This window comes from Nostoc punctiforme PCC 73102 (assembly GCF_000020025.1).
Lineage (GTDB): Bacteria > Cyanobacteriota > Cyanobacteriia > Cyanobacteriales > Nostocaceae > Nostoc > Nostoc punctiforme.
The window spans coordinates 57,442-73,670 of record NC_010630.1 but is presented as its reverse complement, the minus strand read 5'-3'; the positions used below and the strand labels follow the sequence as shown (position 1 = coordinate 73,670).

The window sequence follows — 16,229 nt, the reverse complement described above, 5'->3', positions numbered from 1 at the left end:
AAACTAGGTGACGATAATAGTTCTTTACGTAACCTTATACCCCAATTTGTCACCTCTCGCCTAGTTTTTTTACCTCGTTGCCCCAAACTCGATCTAACTGTCCCAAAAAAGCTTTAACAGCTTAAACTCAGTTATCAATCTTTACTGGGCATTTCGGATATTCTCAAATACTTTAACTGCTATGTAAAAACTCATAACATTGAGTAAATTTTGTGATCCCTGGTAAGAGGTGAGCTAGTAGAGGTCAGATATCTGACTTTTCCCGTTAAGTCTCTTTTGCAAGCTGCCAACCTTCTCTACGAGACGCTACGCGAACACAGAGGTCGTGTAATTTTAACCAACCTCGCCACAGTACCTGGATACCAATTGGTGTTTTGCTTCGATGTTCTAGGTAGCCGCCAAGACGAGCGATGCCTACGGCGGGCTTCGCCAACGCTTCGACAGCCCAACTAACTTCTTGTTCGAGATGGGATGCTGTCTCCAAAGATAGTTCTAAAGCCGCAGGCTCAAGCGCTTGTAAAACCTGCTGGCTCACAAACTTATCAAGTGCGGCTCCTGCTAGTTGCTGGCACTTATCGCCACCATAATCAACTGCCTGTCGGCAACATACGTAGCGATGGTGCTGCCCCTGAGAGCAATTTTTGTGAATCGAGATTGATTTAGCGATTTTAATAGATGGTCTAAAAAAATCTCTTCATTTTTAGTAGGGTTTTTCTCAATTATTTAGATCGTGATTTTTAACTATCATCACTATCACCCTTTGATTATTACGAATTAGTAATTAGTTAAAATTTTTCTTTATATTATCTATAGCTTTATTTAGTTCTTTTGTGTGAATCCAACCTACGTAACCTCCAAAGACCATTTTATGGTTGCAGTCTGCTAAAAATATATGTTTTACTTGTGCTGGATTTATGTAAATTTTAACCACAGTTTTATCTTTTAGCGTAAAATGGGGCATTGATCTTTGAAAATCTCTACTATGAGCCATTGTCATACCAGGAACATTAACCAATATTTCAACAACTTGTTGGGCTGTCTGAGAAATACTAGAAGCAATTTCAGCTTCAGTATTCCATTCCATTAAATAATCAAGTGCTTTTTGAGATAAGATAAAACCTTGTTCAAACGCACCAAATGTGTCTAACATTTAAATTTTTCCTATTCTAATGTCTAACAACTAAACATTTCTACTAGGACTTACGCAAAATATGACTGAAAAGTTGATTATTCGGTAGCGGTAATTCATGAATTACTGCTACTTTCGTTATGTTGTGCGTAAGTCCTATCTATATAAAGCAAAAAGCTAATTTCTGAAAAATCTTTTTTCAGAATATTAGAAATATTTATCCCTTTTCAGCAATTTACTAAGCTTTTATCAAATAAGCCTGATAACTTATTCCATGACTGGCAATCAACAGATTGAACATACCTGCTTACGCGCATACGGCTACAGTTAATAAAAGTGTACTGTAAGTATTGGTTTTAATAATTGCAGTACACTTTTTAGGTAGGTGTTTTTTAATTTACTTAAAGGTTATTATCTCTTACAAATTGGAGCTTTTGTAACTGTTGCACAAAACTTGCGGTATTTTCGGTTCCATTCCAAAATATTAGGAGGGCGTTTAGCTAGTGTCATCTTCTTAGTAAATTTGGTAGCCGTATAAGATGGAGAAACATCGATTCTAATAGCAGCAGAAGAAGGAGAAGCATTAACAGCAAGAGTAGTCATTACGGTTGAAACAGCCAATAGACCAGCCAAAACACGTTGATTCAACATTTAAGTTATTCCTCTTGTAATTTTGTGAGAGTGTCAATAATTAATAGGTTGACTTTGGGTATTTGCCGAGATACCTGCAACAACAGCAGTTATTTGTAAAGTGCGATGTAATGCAGAAAGAACACCTTAAGGTAATTGTTTTCTCTGCTTCCACTTTTAAATAGGTTCAGGTTCAATCAACCTATTCACTTAGTTGGAATAGTTTATATAAATTCTCAAGGAAAATAAGAGCTACATTTATAACCCTTGGTGAGAGTCGCTGACTAGTGCAAAAAATCGGTGAACGCTTATTCCCAATTAGATTGCACAATTTCCGATCTTTCACATTAACTTCAGAATTTTTACTGGAATTTTTAGTATTAAATCACACATATTAATTAATAAATTATCTAAATCAAAATTCCCCAAAATTACTGTCCCATCGCCGGATGCAGAAGCCACTGTTTTACCATTGGGTGAGAAACTCGCGCCCAAACCTTGTTAGTATGCCCTGCAAGGGTTTTGATATCATGTCCGGCAAATTATGTCATTGCGAGTGCAACGCAGTGGAACGAAGTGAAGCAATCACAAAGTCTATGGGATTGCTTCACTTCGTTCGCAATGACAAGTGTTTAACCGGACATAATATGATTTCTTGAACAGTTGTGTTTGACTGTGCGAAGTTGAAAGCAGCCTTCGGTAGCGCGAATAGTTCACTTTTGAGTGCCGATATCATTACACAAAGTGCGATCGCTCTCATTAACATTAGAATTATTTTTCAGATAATCACGCGCCCAACCGCAACCCTGCTTCAACAATTCCTCAAACGTTTCAATTTGCCATAACTTAACTTAGCATTACCATCAACTCCTACGGTAGCTAATCGTTGACCATCTGGACCAAAAATAACGTTCCGAGAATTTGCTGAAAATTCTGCCAACCGCTCACCCTGTAAATTCCATAAACGCATAGTACGATCTTCTCCAGCAGTAGCCAGTTGTTGACCATTTGGGCTTAAACTGAGACTCCTAACCGAACCTTGATGGGCAGTGAATTTAGATAACTGCTGACCTTGCAAATCCCACAAGCGGACACTACCATCATCTCCGACAGTGCAATGCCTTATCCAAGACTGAGAGCATAGCCTATCGACATTGCACGCTCATTTAATCGGCGTTGGCGTTCGCGGAGCGTCTCGTAGAGAAGCCTACCGTAGGTAATCGCCCAGTTCTAAGGTTGCAAAATTTTTCTCCCACCAGTCCAGCATTGCTTGTCACCTTTAGCACCTGATTTCAATTACTGTACCGTATTTGCTGTGCTGTTTCTTAAATCTTTTGCCAGTAAGCCTTTCAAGACTTAACGGGAAAAGTCAGGTCAGATATCTCTATCCCGATGTGGAACGGTTGGTATTTGTCGTTTTTGAACTTGCCTTACATCCAAATCCGTCGTCACTGGCGGAGCGCATACTAAACTTTCCAGCGAACGCTGGAAAGTTTAGTCGAATGTAATAGAGTAATACAATTGGATTGAGCATGAAAGGGAATCCAACAGATAACGTAGTCCCAGATTTTATCTGGGATTAAAGAACTCTTCGCTATTCCCCGAGAAGTTGCCAACCCCTGATTCTATCGTTTTATATTTTGTGCATTTCATTGAGTCTGCACAAGTTTCACCCCTGAAATTATACAGTATAATTTTATACAAAAATTGTAGTAGTGTTAAGGGAGAAAAGGTGTTTATCGTAGGTTATGTCGGATAAAAGATAAGGGTCTTTTGTATTGCTTATGCGTCCTCGTCAAGAAATTACCGAGATGTTCTCAACCTTTGTTCATTTGGAAAGAGACAGATTCAGCAAATGGTTGATTGATATCAAACTACATCGAAGCATTCAAAATTGCTTGGAGTATTCACCGTTAGTCCCTAACTCAGAAAACTTTTGGGCACTATATTGGCACAAGCATTGGCGAAAGCAATCTAATCACCTTGCCAGAATGCATTTGTCTGCTTATTTACAAGAACCAAGTTACTGGAGTGCTAAAAAAACAATTGCTAAATTTACCAATAGCCAATACAGCTTGGCAGATTACTTTCAAATGGCGAGTGCTGAAATTGAAACGGTTCTCAAAAGCTTTAATCCAGAAAAATGTTCTAGTTTAAAAGCTTATGCTACTATGGCACTTCCCAGTCGGCTAAAAGATATTTTACGCCAACGTAAGGAAGCTGATATTTGCACAAATTGGGGATTGTTACGCAAAGTAAGCAAAAAGCAGTTCTTAGAAGCTCTGGATAAAGCTGGATTATCACCTGCTATCATTGCCCAATATCGGCTTGCCTGGAATTGTTTCAAAGAACTGTATGTGCAAAACCAACCAGGAGGCATAAAGGCACTACCAGAACCAGAACGCCAAATTTGGGAAGCTATTGCCAACCTCTACAACCGCGAACGACAAAATCAATTAACTCAACCTACTCCACAATGCACGAGAGAGAAAATTGAACAGTGGTTAACTCAAGCAGCTATTTACGTGCGTGCTTATCTTTATCCACCTGTTAGTTCTCTAAATTTAGCTATATCAGAAGATGACTCCATAGCAACTCTTGATTTGCCAGATCCATCCTCTGATTCATTAATCGCTGAGATGATAGCCGAAGAGGATGCCCAACACCAACAAAATCAACAATCTCAGATTCAAGCTATCTTGTTAAAAACTTTACAAACTTTTGAGACTAAAACCAAGGAAATACTTAAACTTTACTACCAACAGGGGCTAACTCAGCCACAGATTGTACAACACCTACAAATGAGTCAGCCTACTGTTTCTCGCAGGCTATTCAAAGCTAGAGAATCCTTGCTGACAGCATTGATCCAATGGACTCAAGAGACCTTTAATATTTCTGTAAATTCCAACCAAGTTAAAGATATGAGTACTGCTTTGGAAGAATGGTTGAGAGTTAAGTATGGCGAATCAAGTTGATATCATGAAAGATGAGGTAGCAAAAATGACTTTAGATTTTACAGAACCGCAAGAAATATTGTTAGAGATATCACCATCACTACAGAAAAGTGCTTGGCAAGAAAGTCAAGTTTACGCTACACCTAGCAGTCGCTGGTGTGCTTACACAAATCAAATTTGCCTCTATGCGTTTTTGAATTGGATAAAAACTGAATCTGTTTCAAAAGCAAGTGTTTGGTACAGTTCACCCGGTATCCCTGCTTTTTGGGAATTTGTCAATGGCACAGCAATTCTGTTAGAGGAAAAGCGAGTTGTTTTAATTCCCAGCGAGGCAATTGATGATAGCGAGTTAGAAGTCCCTCAAGAATGGGTAGACATTCCCAGTTGGGTAGCAGACTATTATTTAGCAGTACAAGTCACACCAGATGGCGAGTGGGTAAGAATTTGGGGTTATATAACCCATCAGGAACTTAAATCACTGGCACACTATGACCAAGTAGATAGAACTTATTGTATAGATGCACGGTACTTAATTAAAGACCTTAATGCTTTTTGGATAACCTACCAATTTTGTATAAAAGAGGAGATGAAAGCTGCGATCGCTCCACTACCAGAATTATCGACTGCTCAAGCAGAAAATATGCAGCAACTGTTAAGCGATTCTTCAGTCACATTTGTGAGGCTAGCAGTACCTTTTACAACCTGGGCAGCACTACTGGATAATGAACAATGGCGGCAATGCTTATATGAACAGCATCAGCGATGTCTACGACGGGCTGTGCCTACGCAATTTTCCCAAGTGCAAGTGAATCTCAGTCGTTGGCTTCTTCAGATTTACGATGCTTCTTGGCAAGCTATAGAGACTTTTTTTGAGCCAAATACCAGTAGCCTAGCTTTTAATTTTCGTAGTTCTTCTGGGTTAAATGCTGCCGCTATCAAACGCGCCAAATTGATTGACTTGGGAATGCAAATAGAGGCACAGAAAGTTATCTTATTAGTTGCCTTAATGCCAGAGGTTAACCAACAAGTTAGTATTCGTGTGCAACTACATCCAGCTTGTAATCAACCTTACCTACCCGCTAATATCAAGCTAGTTTTACTTTCAGAGCAAGGGGAAATACTTCAAGAAGTACAAGCAAGAGTTCAAGATATGTACGTGCAATTGAAACTATTTGATGGGGAAGTGGGGGAACGTTTTAGCATCCAAGTGACTCTTGATAGTTGCCAAATAACAGAAAATTTCGTGATTTAGTTATTAAGAGCCAGATTGAACAGGTTTTCTAATAGTTACGCACAACCTAGTCGAATTGATATTTATTAGTCATTAGTTAATCACGAATGTCAAAGTCTACTTAACTTATGAGTAAGCTAGTCGTCTTCAGTTTTCTGGGAGGAGATCTAAATAAAGGATTTCTTGTTGTCACAGCTCAACTTTGGCATCATAATCAATTTTTCCCCATGAAATTAACAGGGAGTTTGCCAGCAGCACCAGAATTAAGCGAACTCTACCGTAGATGGCAGTTACTCTATACAGCAGTACATCAAAGTCTGGGTCGCAATCAACGTATAAAAGTGCATTCCCAAGACATAACCAATATTTCTATCAATGACTTCGATGAAGTGTGTCAACAGCTACAAGCAAATATCAATGCTTGGTTACAATTTGAATCGTTTCAGAACATTGAGCGGCAGTTGCGTACTCAACTCAATCGGGATGATGAAATTAGAGTTATTATTGAAACGAATATAGTTCTACTACATCGCTTGCCTTGGCATCTGTGGCATTTTTTTGAAGATTATCCTAAAGCTGAATTAGCTTTAAGCAATCATGAGTATGCATCTCATCATGTATTACTAAAATCTTCAGCAGGTAAGGTAAAAATTTTGGCGATTCTAGGTAATAGAGTCGGTATTGATATTGATAAAGATAGCTCTTTGCTAGAAGCTTTAACAGATGCCCAAACTACGTTTCTTGTCGAACCATCACGTAAAACACTTGATGAATATCTTTGGAAACAGGATTGGGATATCCTATTTTTTGCGGGACATAGCACTAGTCTTGCTAATGGAGAGATAGGAGAGATTGGCATCAATCAAACAGAAAATTTAACTATTCCACAGTTAAAAAATGCACTGAAAAATGCAATTAGGCGTGGTTTACAACTGGTAATTTTCAATTCTTGTGATGGAATTGGGTTAGCACGAAATTTAGCTGATTTAAATATTCCCCAAACGATTGTCATGCGGGAAGCAGTGCCAGATTTAATAGCGCAGGAATTCTTAAAACACTTTCTTATCGCCTTTGCAGGTAGCAAACCATTTTACTTGGCTGTGCGAGAAGCAAGAGAAAGACTTCAGGGATTGGAAAATGAATTTCCTTGTGCTAGCTGGTTACCAGTAATTTATCAAAATCCTACAACTGTGCCGACTACGTGGCTAGCACTGCTAGGCAATTTTGGCGATACTAAATTTATGGGTATTGCGACTAAAGGTAAAATTGCTAACCCAAAATCTCAACTTTTGACTGTACTAATTAGTATTTTTATTGTAGCTGTTTCAACAGTGGGTTTAAGATACTTGGGAGTGTTTGAGAAAATCGAATTACAAACTTTTGACCAAATGCTACGGCTGCGACCCAAGGAAGACCCAGAGCCAAGATTGATAATTGTGGAAATCACTGAAAAAGATATTCAATCTCGACCTGAAAAAACTCTAGGTTGGAAATCAGTTTCGGATAGTACTTTAGCAACATTGCTGAATAAATTACAAAAGTATGAACCGCGAGTTATTGGATTAGATATTTACAGAGACTTTGCCGACCCTCTAAATAAATTAAATCCAATCGAACTTCCGACTGAACTTGGTAAAGATAATGTTGTTGTTGTCTGCAAAAGCCGCGATCGCAAATATGACCCCCAAGGTGTGAAAGCTCCAAAAGACGTACCTGTAGAACGTCAAGGTTTTACGGATGGAGTTCAAGATCCAGATGGGATCGTCCGTCGCCAAATCTTGATGATGGCACAAGAGCCTCCTTCAACTTGTAAAACGCCTTATTCGCTGTCGTTACAATTAGCTGCGCGTTACTTATTTGCGGAAAATATTCAACCTGAATTTCAGAAAGATTATGTACAATTTGGCTCTAAAGTCTTAAAACGCTTAAAACCTGGGCGCAGTGGTGGCTATCAACAAGGAGTTGAGTTAGGCGGAATGCAATTACTTGTCAACTACCGCGATACTGATTATCAGAGAGTTTCCCTGGAAGATATATTGACTAATAAATTTGACCCGAAATTACTTAAAGATAAGGTAGTGATCGTGGGAGTGACAGCTAACACCATCAGCGATACTTGGTCTACTCCTTACTCTGCTGCACAGCAACCTTACCAGGAAACACCAGGGGTATTGATCCAAGCGCAAATGGTCAGCCAAGTTTTAAGTGCAGTTTTAGATGAACGTCTAATTCTTTGGGTGTTGCCTTTCTGGGGCGATATGATTTGGATATGTGCATGGTCTGTAGGTGGAAGTCTAATTGTTTGGTGTGTGCGATCGCTCTTTGATCGGGGATGGGTCATAGTTGCAATGGTTTTTGTCTTATATGGAGTTTGTGCGATCGCTCTTTTCCAGCAAGGGCTATGGTTGCCATTTATTCCCACTGCCTTTGGTGTGGTTACAAGTGGTGTTGTTGTGTTATTTATTCAAAGTCGTCGGGAATTTTCCACTGCGACCCATTCCTTACGTGAATAAAAACGTCAAGTTAACACCAGTAGACTCGTCCAAAATATAATCCAGACACAAAAAAATGGTAGAAAGCTAATTTAGCTTTCTACCACTCCGGTTAAAAAATGTGTATGGCAGGAACGTGCTAAAACGGAAAATTGTACTTTAAGAAAAAACTCCAAATGCTAAAATTCATGTCTACCAAAAGGTTTAGCAAGTTTCGGAAGAATGGAAGATTTTCACATTCACCATTTAAGGTAGATTGAAAAAATAAAACAGAACTTTAGGCTGAAATTTTTTCCTGGTAAAACTTTGACGATTAGTCTAATTTCTTAGCATAGAAAAATTGTCTTTTAGCACAGTTCCGCTATATATCACGACATTTTTATCCACAGGTGATGGATCGCTATAGTGATAGATCAAAAGCTTATAGTATCCAATCAACAATTGTTGACCAGTTATCTCTAATCCAATCTGACAAATTATTTGCTAGAGTTCGCAAACCTAAATTACGCAAAAAGTCAAGAAATGAATTAGGTGATTTAGCAGCAGCCTTCTTATCAGAATAGCTAGCATTTTTTGCAGCATTTAAGGCGCGTTCAAATTCAGAATCGTGTTTATTAGACATGGAAATAAGATGTGAATAACTTATGTTGTACAGTATCGAAGCAAGTAAAAGAATCACTTAAATGGATTTAACATTTCTAGCAAATTCTCTAATATTTCTAGCCAATTTTCTAGCCAACTCTTTCCAACGCTGACTTTCCCGTTATTACGTTTCTCTAGTTCATCAAGCACAATCTTAGGTGTATATTCTTTGTAAGAAAAGCCTTTCAGTCCATTAAATATCCAGGTTCTTTCTTCAGGGCAAGAATTAATTATGGCTGCAAACAATTGTTCAAGCCCAAAACCAGTTCTTGACGAATATTCAATCATTTTTACATCCTTTTTAATTACAGCAGAAAGCTTCTCTTTTTTATCCTGAAGTATCACTTCAATGTTCTTCTTTTGCTTGGGGGATGGAATATTATATTCAATGTTCCAGTTAAGGGGTTCAACAAGGTCTATTTGGTGTAGTGCAAATACTATTTTATTGTGGAATTCTTCAAGTTCCTGCAAATACTGTTGGTCTAGAGCTACAGCTCTATTACGAGCCGCCAAAACCCAAACTATAACGTCGCACCTCCCAAGATTCTCTTTATACATTTGCAGATACTGAGGATCGAGGTTAATATCTTCACCTAAACCTGGAGCATCAATTACTCTTAATTGAACTGGATAATTTTGGATTGTGCTATTAGTAAGCTTAAGTTCAATATCCTTATGCTCAAACTCTTTGGTACAAGCAACTGTGTCACTAGTTGCCAAATTAGTTTTAAAAAGTCTGTTAATTGTTGAGGATTTGCCAACCCCTGAAAGTCCAATTAAACCAATGGTAGGAGGACGTTTTTTCAATTCTCGTTGAATAATCGGGAGTGCTTTTTCCAATTGTTCAATTTCTTTAACCATAATTTACCATCCTAAATTTGACAAGATATTATGAGTAGTAAAGCTTACTTAGATGCTGTAAGCTTGTTTGCCTTGACTCTGATTCTTAATTAGTAGCAGTGATTTGATTTTATTCACTGTTAGGAATCAGAGCTTTTGAGCTTTGCTAACCTTCCTAATTTTTAATTCGTAGCAGTGACATGAGTTTATTCACTATCATCACTATCGCTATTTGATTTGATAAAGCCACAAAGTGTACCTGTTCCAGTTATAACTTTGCCAGCCCCATTTGTAATGTCTGTCAAAGCATCTTCCTCGCCAGTTGCTAGCTTGAGTGCACCACTTGCAATAGTGGCAATACCATCGGCTGCTTTCACTAATCCAGATGGATCAATATTACTAGCAATACCTTTTATAGCTCTAAACAAGTCGTCCCCTATATTGATGTTAGACATTATTTTTCTCCTTAATTTCAAATGTAATTTTGAACTGAAAATAAGCTTGTTTGCCTCGAATCTGATTCTTAATTAGTAGCAGTGAGCTAATTTGATTCACTGTTACAAATCAGACTTTTTGAGCTTTGCTAACCTTCCTAATTTTTAATTGGTAGCAGTGAGTTGATTTTATTCACTTGATTCAGGAGTGCGAATCTGCTAGTATGCTCACTTACGTATCAGCTAATTGTGCTGACACCCATACTCTTAATTGAGCATTTCAAGATAATTTATTTTTATAGGAGAGTGCAATGCCTATTAGAACTGCACGTCTAGACTGGTTGCAAGGTCTAGAAATTGCCATTGGAAGTGCGGTCATCGCCTTGTATGCAAATAGCTCAGTTGCCCAAATCACTCCAGATGGGACTCTCCCAAATAATTCCAATGTCAGATTAGAGGGTAATACCATCAATATTCAGGGTGGAACCACAAGAGGCGCTAATCTGTTCCACAGTTTTGAGGAATTCTCTGTTCCTAATGGCAGTACAGCTTTCTTCAATAATCCACTAGATATTCAAAACATTCTGACACGAGTAACGGGTAATTCAATTTCTAATATTGATGGCTTAATTCGCGCTAACGGTACAGCAAACTTATTCCTACTTAATCCCAATGGTATTGTTTTTGGTCAGAATGCTCGGTTAGATATTGGTGGCTCCTTTTCTGCAACTACCGCAAAGAGTTTTAAGTTTCCTGATGGGAGTGAATTTAGTGCTACTAATCCTCAAGCACCACCATTACTGACGATAAATATTACGCCTGGATTGCAGTATGGAGCAAGTCAGGCAGGGGCAACTATTACCAATAGCGGAAATTTAGCACCCCAGCAAGACCTGACACTAGTAGCAGACAAACTTGATTTGCAAGGACAGCTACAAGCAGGTAGAAATATCACACTTATTGGCAATCAAGAAATAAACTTAAAAACAGACCTTACCTTAAACCCAATCAATGATGAGTTCATAGGAAAAGTTAGCTTAACAACGACAACAGGGGATGTCACTACCGAAGCAATTACTATTAATGGTGGCGCAATTGAAATTAAAAGTGGTGGAGCAATTGTTACTCAAACTCTAGATACTAGAAATGGGGCTAACAATGGTGGCGCGATCGCTTTAACTGCTAACGGTAGTATTAAAACAGATGATTTATTGTCTTACTCATACTCTGAATCTGGCAGTACGGCAAATGGGGGCAACATCAGCCTTGAATCTGCTAAGGACATTACCACTGGCGATTTAGACTCTTCTTCGGATTCTCGTTTTGCCAGTGCAGGTCAGGGGGGCGCGATCGCTTTAACTGCCAATGGCAATATTCAAACAGATGATTTATTGTCTTACTCATACTCTGAATCTGGCAGTACGGCAAATGGGGGCAACATCAGCCTTGAATCTGCTAAGGACATTACCACTGGCGATTTAGACTCTTCTTCGGATTCTCGTTTTGCCAGTGCAGGTCAGGGGGGCGCGATCGCTTTAACTGCCAATGGCAATATTCAAACAGATGATTTGCTCTCTTACTCATACTCTGAATCTGGCAATGCCGGAAATGGTGGTGCAATTATTCTTCAATCCTCTGAAGCTAGTATTTATACTGATAATATAAATTCTTCTTCCTTTTCTAGCTCTGGCAATGCCGGAAATGGTGGTGCAATTACTCTTCAATCCTCTGAAGGTATTTATATTTATAATATAAATTCTTCTTCCTTTTCTAGCTCTGGCAATGGCGGAAATGGTGGTGCAATTAGCCTTAAAGCTGCCGATGACATCAATATTGAAGATGATTTATCCTCCTCTTCTCTTAACAATGTTGGTAATGCAGCCAATGGAGGCATAGTTACCATTAGCACTACCAACGGTAAGATTGAAGCACAAAATTTGAGTTCGGACTCACTCTCTGAGTTTGGCAATGCCAGAAATGGTGGAGCAATTACTCTTGAATCTACCAATGGCATCAATATCAGTGGCAATTTGAATTCTAATTCACAAGCTAATTTTGGTAGTGCAGGTCAGGGTGGTGCGATTACTCTATCTACCTCTAAAAATAACGTTTCTACAAGCAGTTTATACTCATTTTCCAGTGGTGAGATAGCAGGAGATGGGGGTGCAATTGATATTATTGCTTTTAACGGTAACATTGCCGCCAGTAATTTGGACTCTAACTCTCTTGCTACTGATAGCGTAGCCAGAAATGGAGGAGATATTAGCCTCATAACAGCCAATGGCAACATTAAGATCGGTTCTATAAGTGGCGGTAATCTAACTTTTCTTGCCGATCAAATAATTGCTGACAATGGTAACTTTCAGAGTGATGATAGTGTTTTGATTCGTAGCGGCTCCGGAGGGTTAGCCACTTTTATTAGTAAATATGGCTCAATTATCAGTGCTAATAGCAATGTTGATGTTGCTGCCAATTATGTAGGAGCCTCGCTATTAGTTGAAGCCACAGGTGATATTCGCTTCCAAGGTGACATCAATATTACTAGACCAGATAATATCACTTCTTTTCCTATAGGAGCAGATACAGAAACCCTTAGTACTCGTTCAGCGTTAATTCTACGTTCGGGACAGTCGAATCTAGCTTACGGGGGTGTTAATTCTGGCTCAATACCTACTTACGGTACTGGCAATGTACCTCCTGGAATTACGATAGGTGGAGATGTTGTATTACAACCGTTTAATGGGATTGGGGGTATAGTTAGTCTTTTGGCAGCATCAGGGGATGTGAATACTCAACTCATCAGCAGTAATGGACAACAAGCTCCTGACTCTAATAACACCAACGGAGGAGCGATCGCTCTTGAAGCCACCAATGGCAGCATTAGCACTGGTAGTATGTACTCTTACTCGCTTTATTTCAATTATGATGAGGATGATGGCACAGCGGGAAATGGGGGCAATATTAGCCTAAAAGCTGCCAACGACATCAACATTACTGGTAGGTTCGACTCTTCCTCAGACTCTAATCACACAGCAGGAAATGGGGGTGCAATTACCCTTAAAGCTGGCAACAATATCAACATTGCTGATGGTTTGGATTCTACCTCGGAATCATCTAATTATATTGCAGGAAATGGTGGTGCAATTACCCTTGAAGCTGGTAACAGCATCAACATCACTGGCGTTTTGGACTCTTCCTCACCTATTTCTTTGGATTCTTCAAGTGGTAACGGCGATCTTAATCTAGCAGGAAATGCGGGCAATATTGACCTTAAGGCTAATAATGGTATCACCATCGCTGGTTCTTTATTCTCTACTTCAGGTGCTGGTTATACAGCGGGAAATGGGGGCAATATTAGCCTCAATACCACCAACGGGAACATTTCCACTAGTGGTTTGTACTCTTTCTCGTTTGGTGGGGATGAGCAAGCGGGCAATGGAGGCAATATTAGCCTTAATACTAATAACGGAAATATTTCTACGGGTGATGTGGAATCTCGCTCAGCTTCGTTTAATGGTTCGGTTAAAAATGGAGGTGTAATTACTATTAAAGCTGTCAACGGCAGCATTTCCGCTGGGCCTTTATCCTCTTTTTCTTTCTCTAATTCTAAACCAGAGGGAAATGGGGGCAATATTAGCCTTTTCGCAACCAATAACATCCAGCTTTTGAGCCGTGGGGAATTTGATAGCAACACTAATCAATTCAAGCTGGTTCCAGGTAGCTCTTCAATTAACTCCACCGGGGGGTTAGGTTCAGGAAACATTACTATTATCAGTGATGCACCTTTAATTTTGGACAACACCGTTATCTCTAGCGATACCTTTGGCTCTGGTAAGGGCGGGGACATTGAGATTACCGCTCCTTCCATTTCTTTCAAAAGTGGCGCACAAGTATCTGCTTCCACACATAGTAATGGGCAAGGTGGAAATATCACTTTGGTAACATCCAAATTTTTAGAGTTAAGTGGAGCAACAACTGAAAGTCCCCGAAGTATTTTTGAACTGGGTCAAGATTTAGGATTAGCAGGAATTCCACCCAATACATTCCTTGGCGGTTTTATCCCCACTGGTAATATTGAACAAGAACCTGCTGCTGGAACAGTCTTTCCCAGCGGCGTGTTTACTCAAGCAACCATTGATTCTACTGGCAATGCTGGCAACTTGACCATCAAAACCGGGCAATTAATCATTAAAGATGGAGGAGCGATCGCCACCACAACATTCGGACAAGGTAGCAATGCAGGTGACATCTCTATCAAAGCTGATTCCATCCTAGTTGACAATGGCTCAATATTAAGCGGAGTAGCAGGAGAAGCGAGGGGTGATAGTGGCAAGATTAACTTGCAAACTCGTTTCCTGGATGTCACAAACGGCGGAATTGTACAAACGCAGACACTAGGACTGGGAAAGGCTGGAGAAATTACTGTCAATGCAACCAAACAAGTTAATATCTCTGGTACTGGTAGCGCTTTACGCTCAAGTAGTGGTGGCGAAAATAGTTTATTGAGGAATACAAACTCTGCTGAAATTGGTCAAGGTGGGAACATCAACCTGACAACAGCCAATCTGAGGGTAGTTGATAATGCTGTTTTAGATGCTACAACTCAGACTGATTCTCAAGGAGGTAACATTACAGTCAATGCAAATCTTTTTCAAACAACAACAGGCGGCAGACTACTGACTTCGACCTCTGGTAGTGGTGATGCTGGTGACATTACAGTAAATGTTCGAGAAATGCAACTCAGTGCCAATAGCGGACTATTTGCTCAAACACTCAGTTCCGCAAACGCTGGAAACCTAACTATTCAACCCCTTAATAATGAGCAGAACTTGCTAGTTAATTTAGAAGATGGTGCCCAAATATCAGCATCGACGTTAAATAGTGGTAAAGGTGGTACGCTAACGGTCAAGGCTCCTGAGTCTATCGCCATCCGTGGCAATGGTTCTATTATCTCGGCTGAAACTACAGGTAGGGGTAGAGGAGGCGATTTAACTCTTGATACACGAAAGTTAACAGTGCGGGATGGGGCACAAGTCACAGTCAGCAGTGTCGGTTCGGGAGAAGCCGGTGCATTAACAGTTAACGCAGACTCTATTCTTTTAGACAACCAAGGAAAAATTCGCGCTGATACTACCGGAGGTGGGGGAAATATCTTTCTCAACTCACCTTTTTTATTATTACGTCGAGGTAGCAGCATTACGACTAACGCTAGTGGAAACGATATAACTGGCGGTAACATAACTATTGATGCCAAAAATGGCTTCATTATCGCCGTACCATCAGAAAACAGCGACATCCGCGCTGATTCGGAAAACTTCCGTGGTGGGAATGTCACCATTAAGAATGCTGCGGGAATTTTTGGTATCCAGTCCAGGAAAGAGCCGTCCCCTAACACAAGTGACATTAGCGCAAAAGGAGCAACTCCTGATTTAAGCGGCAATGTAGACATTACTCCACCAGATATAGACCCCACTAACGGCTTAGTCCAACTCCCAATCAATCTGGTTGATGCTTCTAACCAAATTTCCAATGCCTGCACGCCTGGAACTCGACAATTCCAAAATACTTTTGTGGCAACAGGACGCAGTGGACTACCCATCAATCCTACTGAGCCTTTACAAGATTCTAGTACTGTATCTGCGTGGGTCAGATTGAGAGCAAAACCAGAAAACTTCGCAAACACAACGACTCAGGTGCAACCAACAGCAGTTTCAAGTAGTTCTCAAATTACTGCTGCAACTCCAATTGTAGAAGCTTCTGGTTGGCTAGTTGATAGTAAAGGAAACTTACAGCTAGTAGCAGAAGTTCCTCAATTCAACCCTCACAGCCTTTGGCAAACACCTGCTTCCTGTCCTGTATCTCGGTAAGGTATGAAAT

At 39.8% G+C, this 16,229-nt stretch carries 10 protein-coding genes and 1 pseudogene; 4 read left to right on the top strand and 7 right to left on the bottom strand.

The features are described 5' to 3' along the window. Positions 1-265: 265 nt before the first annotated feature. The 4 genes and pseudogenes from NPUN_RS36740 to NPUN_RS36725 form a co-directional block, all read right to left on the bottom strand. Positions 266-454, bottom strand: a pseudogene (locus NPUN_RS36740) (hypothetical protein); the annotation flags it as partial. Between the two features lie 327 nt (positions 455-781). Continuing rightward, positions 782-1,150, bottom strand: coding sequence for a hypothetical protein (locus NPUN_RS36735; RefSeq protein WP_012412895.1), 369 nt, complete (start codon positions 1,148-1,150; stop codon positions 782-784). 390 nt (positions 1,151-1,540) lie between these two features. Next, the gene (locus NPUN_RS36730; protein ID WP_041566758.1) at positions 1,541-1,780 is read right to left on the bottom strand and encodes a hypothetical protein; all 240 of its coding nucleotides are present in this window, start codon (positions 1,778-1,780) and stop codon (positions 1,541-1,543) included. 790 nt (positions 1,781-2,570) lie between these two features. Next, on the bottom strand, positions 2,571-2,846 hold the full coding sequence (locus tag NPUN_RS36725) for a WD40 repeat domain-containing protein (protein ID WP_041566757.1): 276 nt from the start codon (positions 2,844-2,846) through the stop codon (positions 2,571-2,573). 697 nt (positions 2,847-3,543) lie between these two features. Between NPUN_RS36725 and NPUN_RS36720 the strand changes: the two genes are divergently transcribed. From NPUN_RS36720 to NPUN_RS36710, 3 genes are all read left to right on the top strand, one after another. Beyond that, positions 3,544-4,734 carry a sigma-70 family RNA polymerase sigma factor gene (locus NPUN_RS36720; RefSeq protein ID WP_012412894.1) on the top strand — a complete coding sequence of 397 codons (1,191 nt, stop codon included), beginning with the start codon at positions 3,544-3,546 and terminating at the stop codon, positions 4,732-4,734. Then, positions 4,718-5,965 carry a DUF1822 family protein gene (locus tag NPUN_RS36715; RefSeq protein WP_012412893.1) on the top strand — a complete coding sequence of 416 codons (1,248 nt, stop codon included), beginning with the start codon at positions 4,718-4,720 and terminating at the stop codon, positions 5,963-5,965. The genes NPUN_RS36720 and NPUN_RS36715 overlap by 17 nt, the downstream gene beginning before the upstream one ends. Positions 5,966-6,171: 206 nt before the next feature. Next, positions 6,172-8,457: a CHASE2 domain-containing protein gene (locus tag NPUN_RS36710; RefSeq protein ID WP_234711211.1), complete on the top strand. Its 2,286-nt coding sequence runs from the start codon at positions 6,172-6,174 to the stop codon at positions 8,455-8,457. A 400-nt stretch (positions 8,458-8,857) separates the two neighbouring features. Here the strand turns inward: NPUN_RS36710 and NPUN_RS36705 are convergent, their stop codons facing one another. From NPUN_RS36705 to NPUN_RS36695, 3 genes are all read right to left on the bottom strand, one after another. After that, positions 8,858-9,058 (bottom strand): hypothetical protein, encoded by a 201-nt coding sequence (locus NPUN_RS36705; protein WP_041566756.1) that lies wholly within the window; start codon positions 9,056-9,058, stop codon positions 8,858-8,860. 53 nt (positions 9,059-9,111) lie between these two features. Then, complete coding sequence (locus tag NPUN_RS36700) at positions 9,112-9,939, bottom strand: GTPase family protein (RefSeq protein WP_012412890.1); 828 nt, start codon at positions 9,937-9,939, stop codon at positions 9,112-9,114. 185 nt (positions 9,940-10,124) lie between these two features. Then, positions 10,125-10,373 carry a hypothetical protein gene (locus NPUN_RS36695; RefSeq protein WP_012412889.1) on the bottom strand — a complete coding sequence of 83 codons (249 nt, stop codon included), beginning with the start codon at positions 10,371-10,373 and terminating at the stop codon, positions 10,125-10,127. 290 nt (positions 10,374-10,663) lie between these two features. On the opposite strand from NPUN_RS36695, the gene NPUN_RS36690 reads away from it, so the two are divergent. Continuing rightward, positions 10,664-16,219: a beta strand repeat-containing protein gene (locus tag NPUN_RS36690; protein WP_012412888.1), complete on the top strand. Its 5,556-nt coding sequence runs from the start codon at positions 10,664-10,666 to the stop codon at positions 16,217-16,219. Positions 16,220-16,229: the final 10 nt, after the last annotated feature.

Coding starts and splice junctions, on each gene's coding strand:
- NPUN_RS36690 (WP_012412888.1), top strand. CDS start 10,664: ATGCCTATTAGAACTGCACGTCTAGACTGGTTGCAAGGTCTAGAAATT.
- NPUN_RS36700 (WP_012412890.1), bottom strand. CDS start 9,939: ATGGTTAAAGAAATTGAACAATTGGAAAAAGCACTCCCGATTATTCAA.
- NPUN_RS36705 (WP_041566756.1), bottom strand. CDS start 9,058: ATGTCTAATAAACACGATTCTGAATTTGAACGCGCCTTAAATGCTGCA.
- NPUN_RS36695 (WP_012412889.1), bottom strand. CDS start 10,373: ATGTCTAACATCAATATAGGGGACGACTTGTTTAGAGCTATAAAAGGT.
- NPUN_RS36715 (WP_012412893.1), top strand. CDS start 4,718: ATGGCGAATCAAGTTGATATCATGAAAGATGAGGTAGCAAAAATGACT.
- NPUN_RS36730 (WP_041566758.1), bottom strand. CDS start 1,780: ATGTTGAATCAACGTGTTTTGGCTGGTCTATTGGCTGTTTCAACCGTA.
- NPUN_RS36720 (WP_012412894.1), top strand. CDS start 3,544: ATGCGTCCTCGTCAAGAAATTACCGAGATGTTCTCAACCTTTGTTCAT.
- NPUN_RS36710 (WP_234711211.1), top strand. CDS start 6,172: ATGAAATTAACAGGGAGTTTGCCAGCAGCACCAGAATTAAGCGAACTC.
- NPUN_RS36735 (WP_012412895.1), bottom strand. CDS start 1,150: ATGTTAGACACATTTGGTGCGTTTGAACAAGGTTTTATCTTATCTCAA.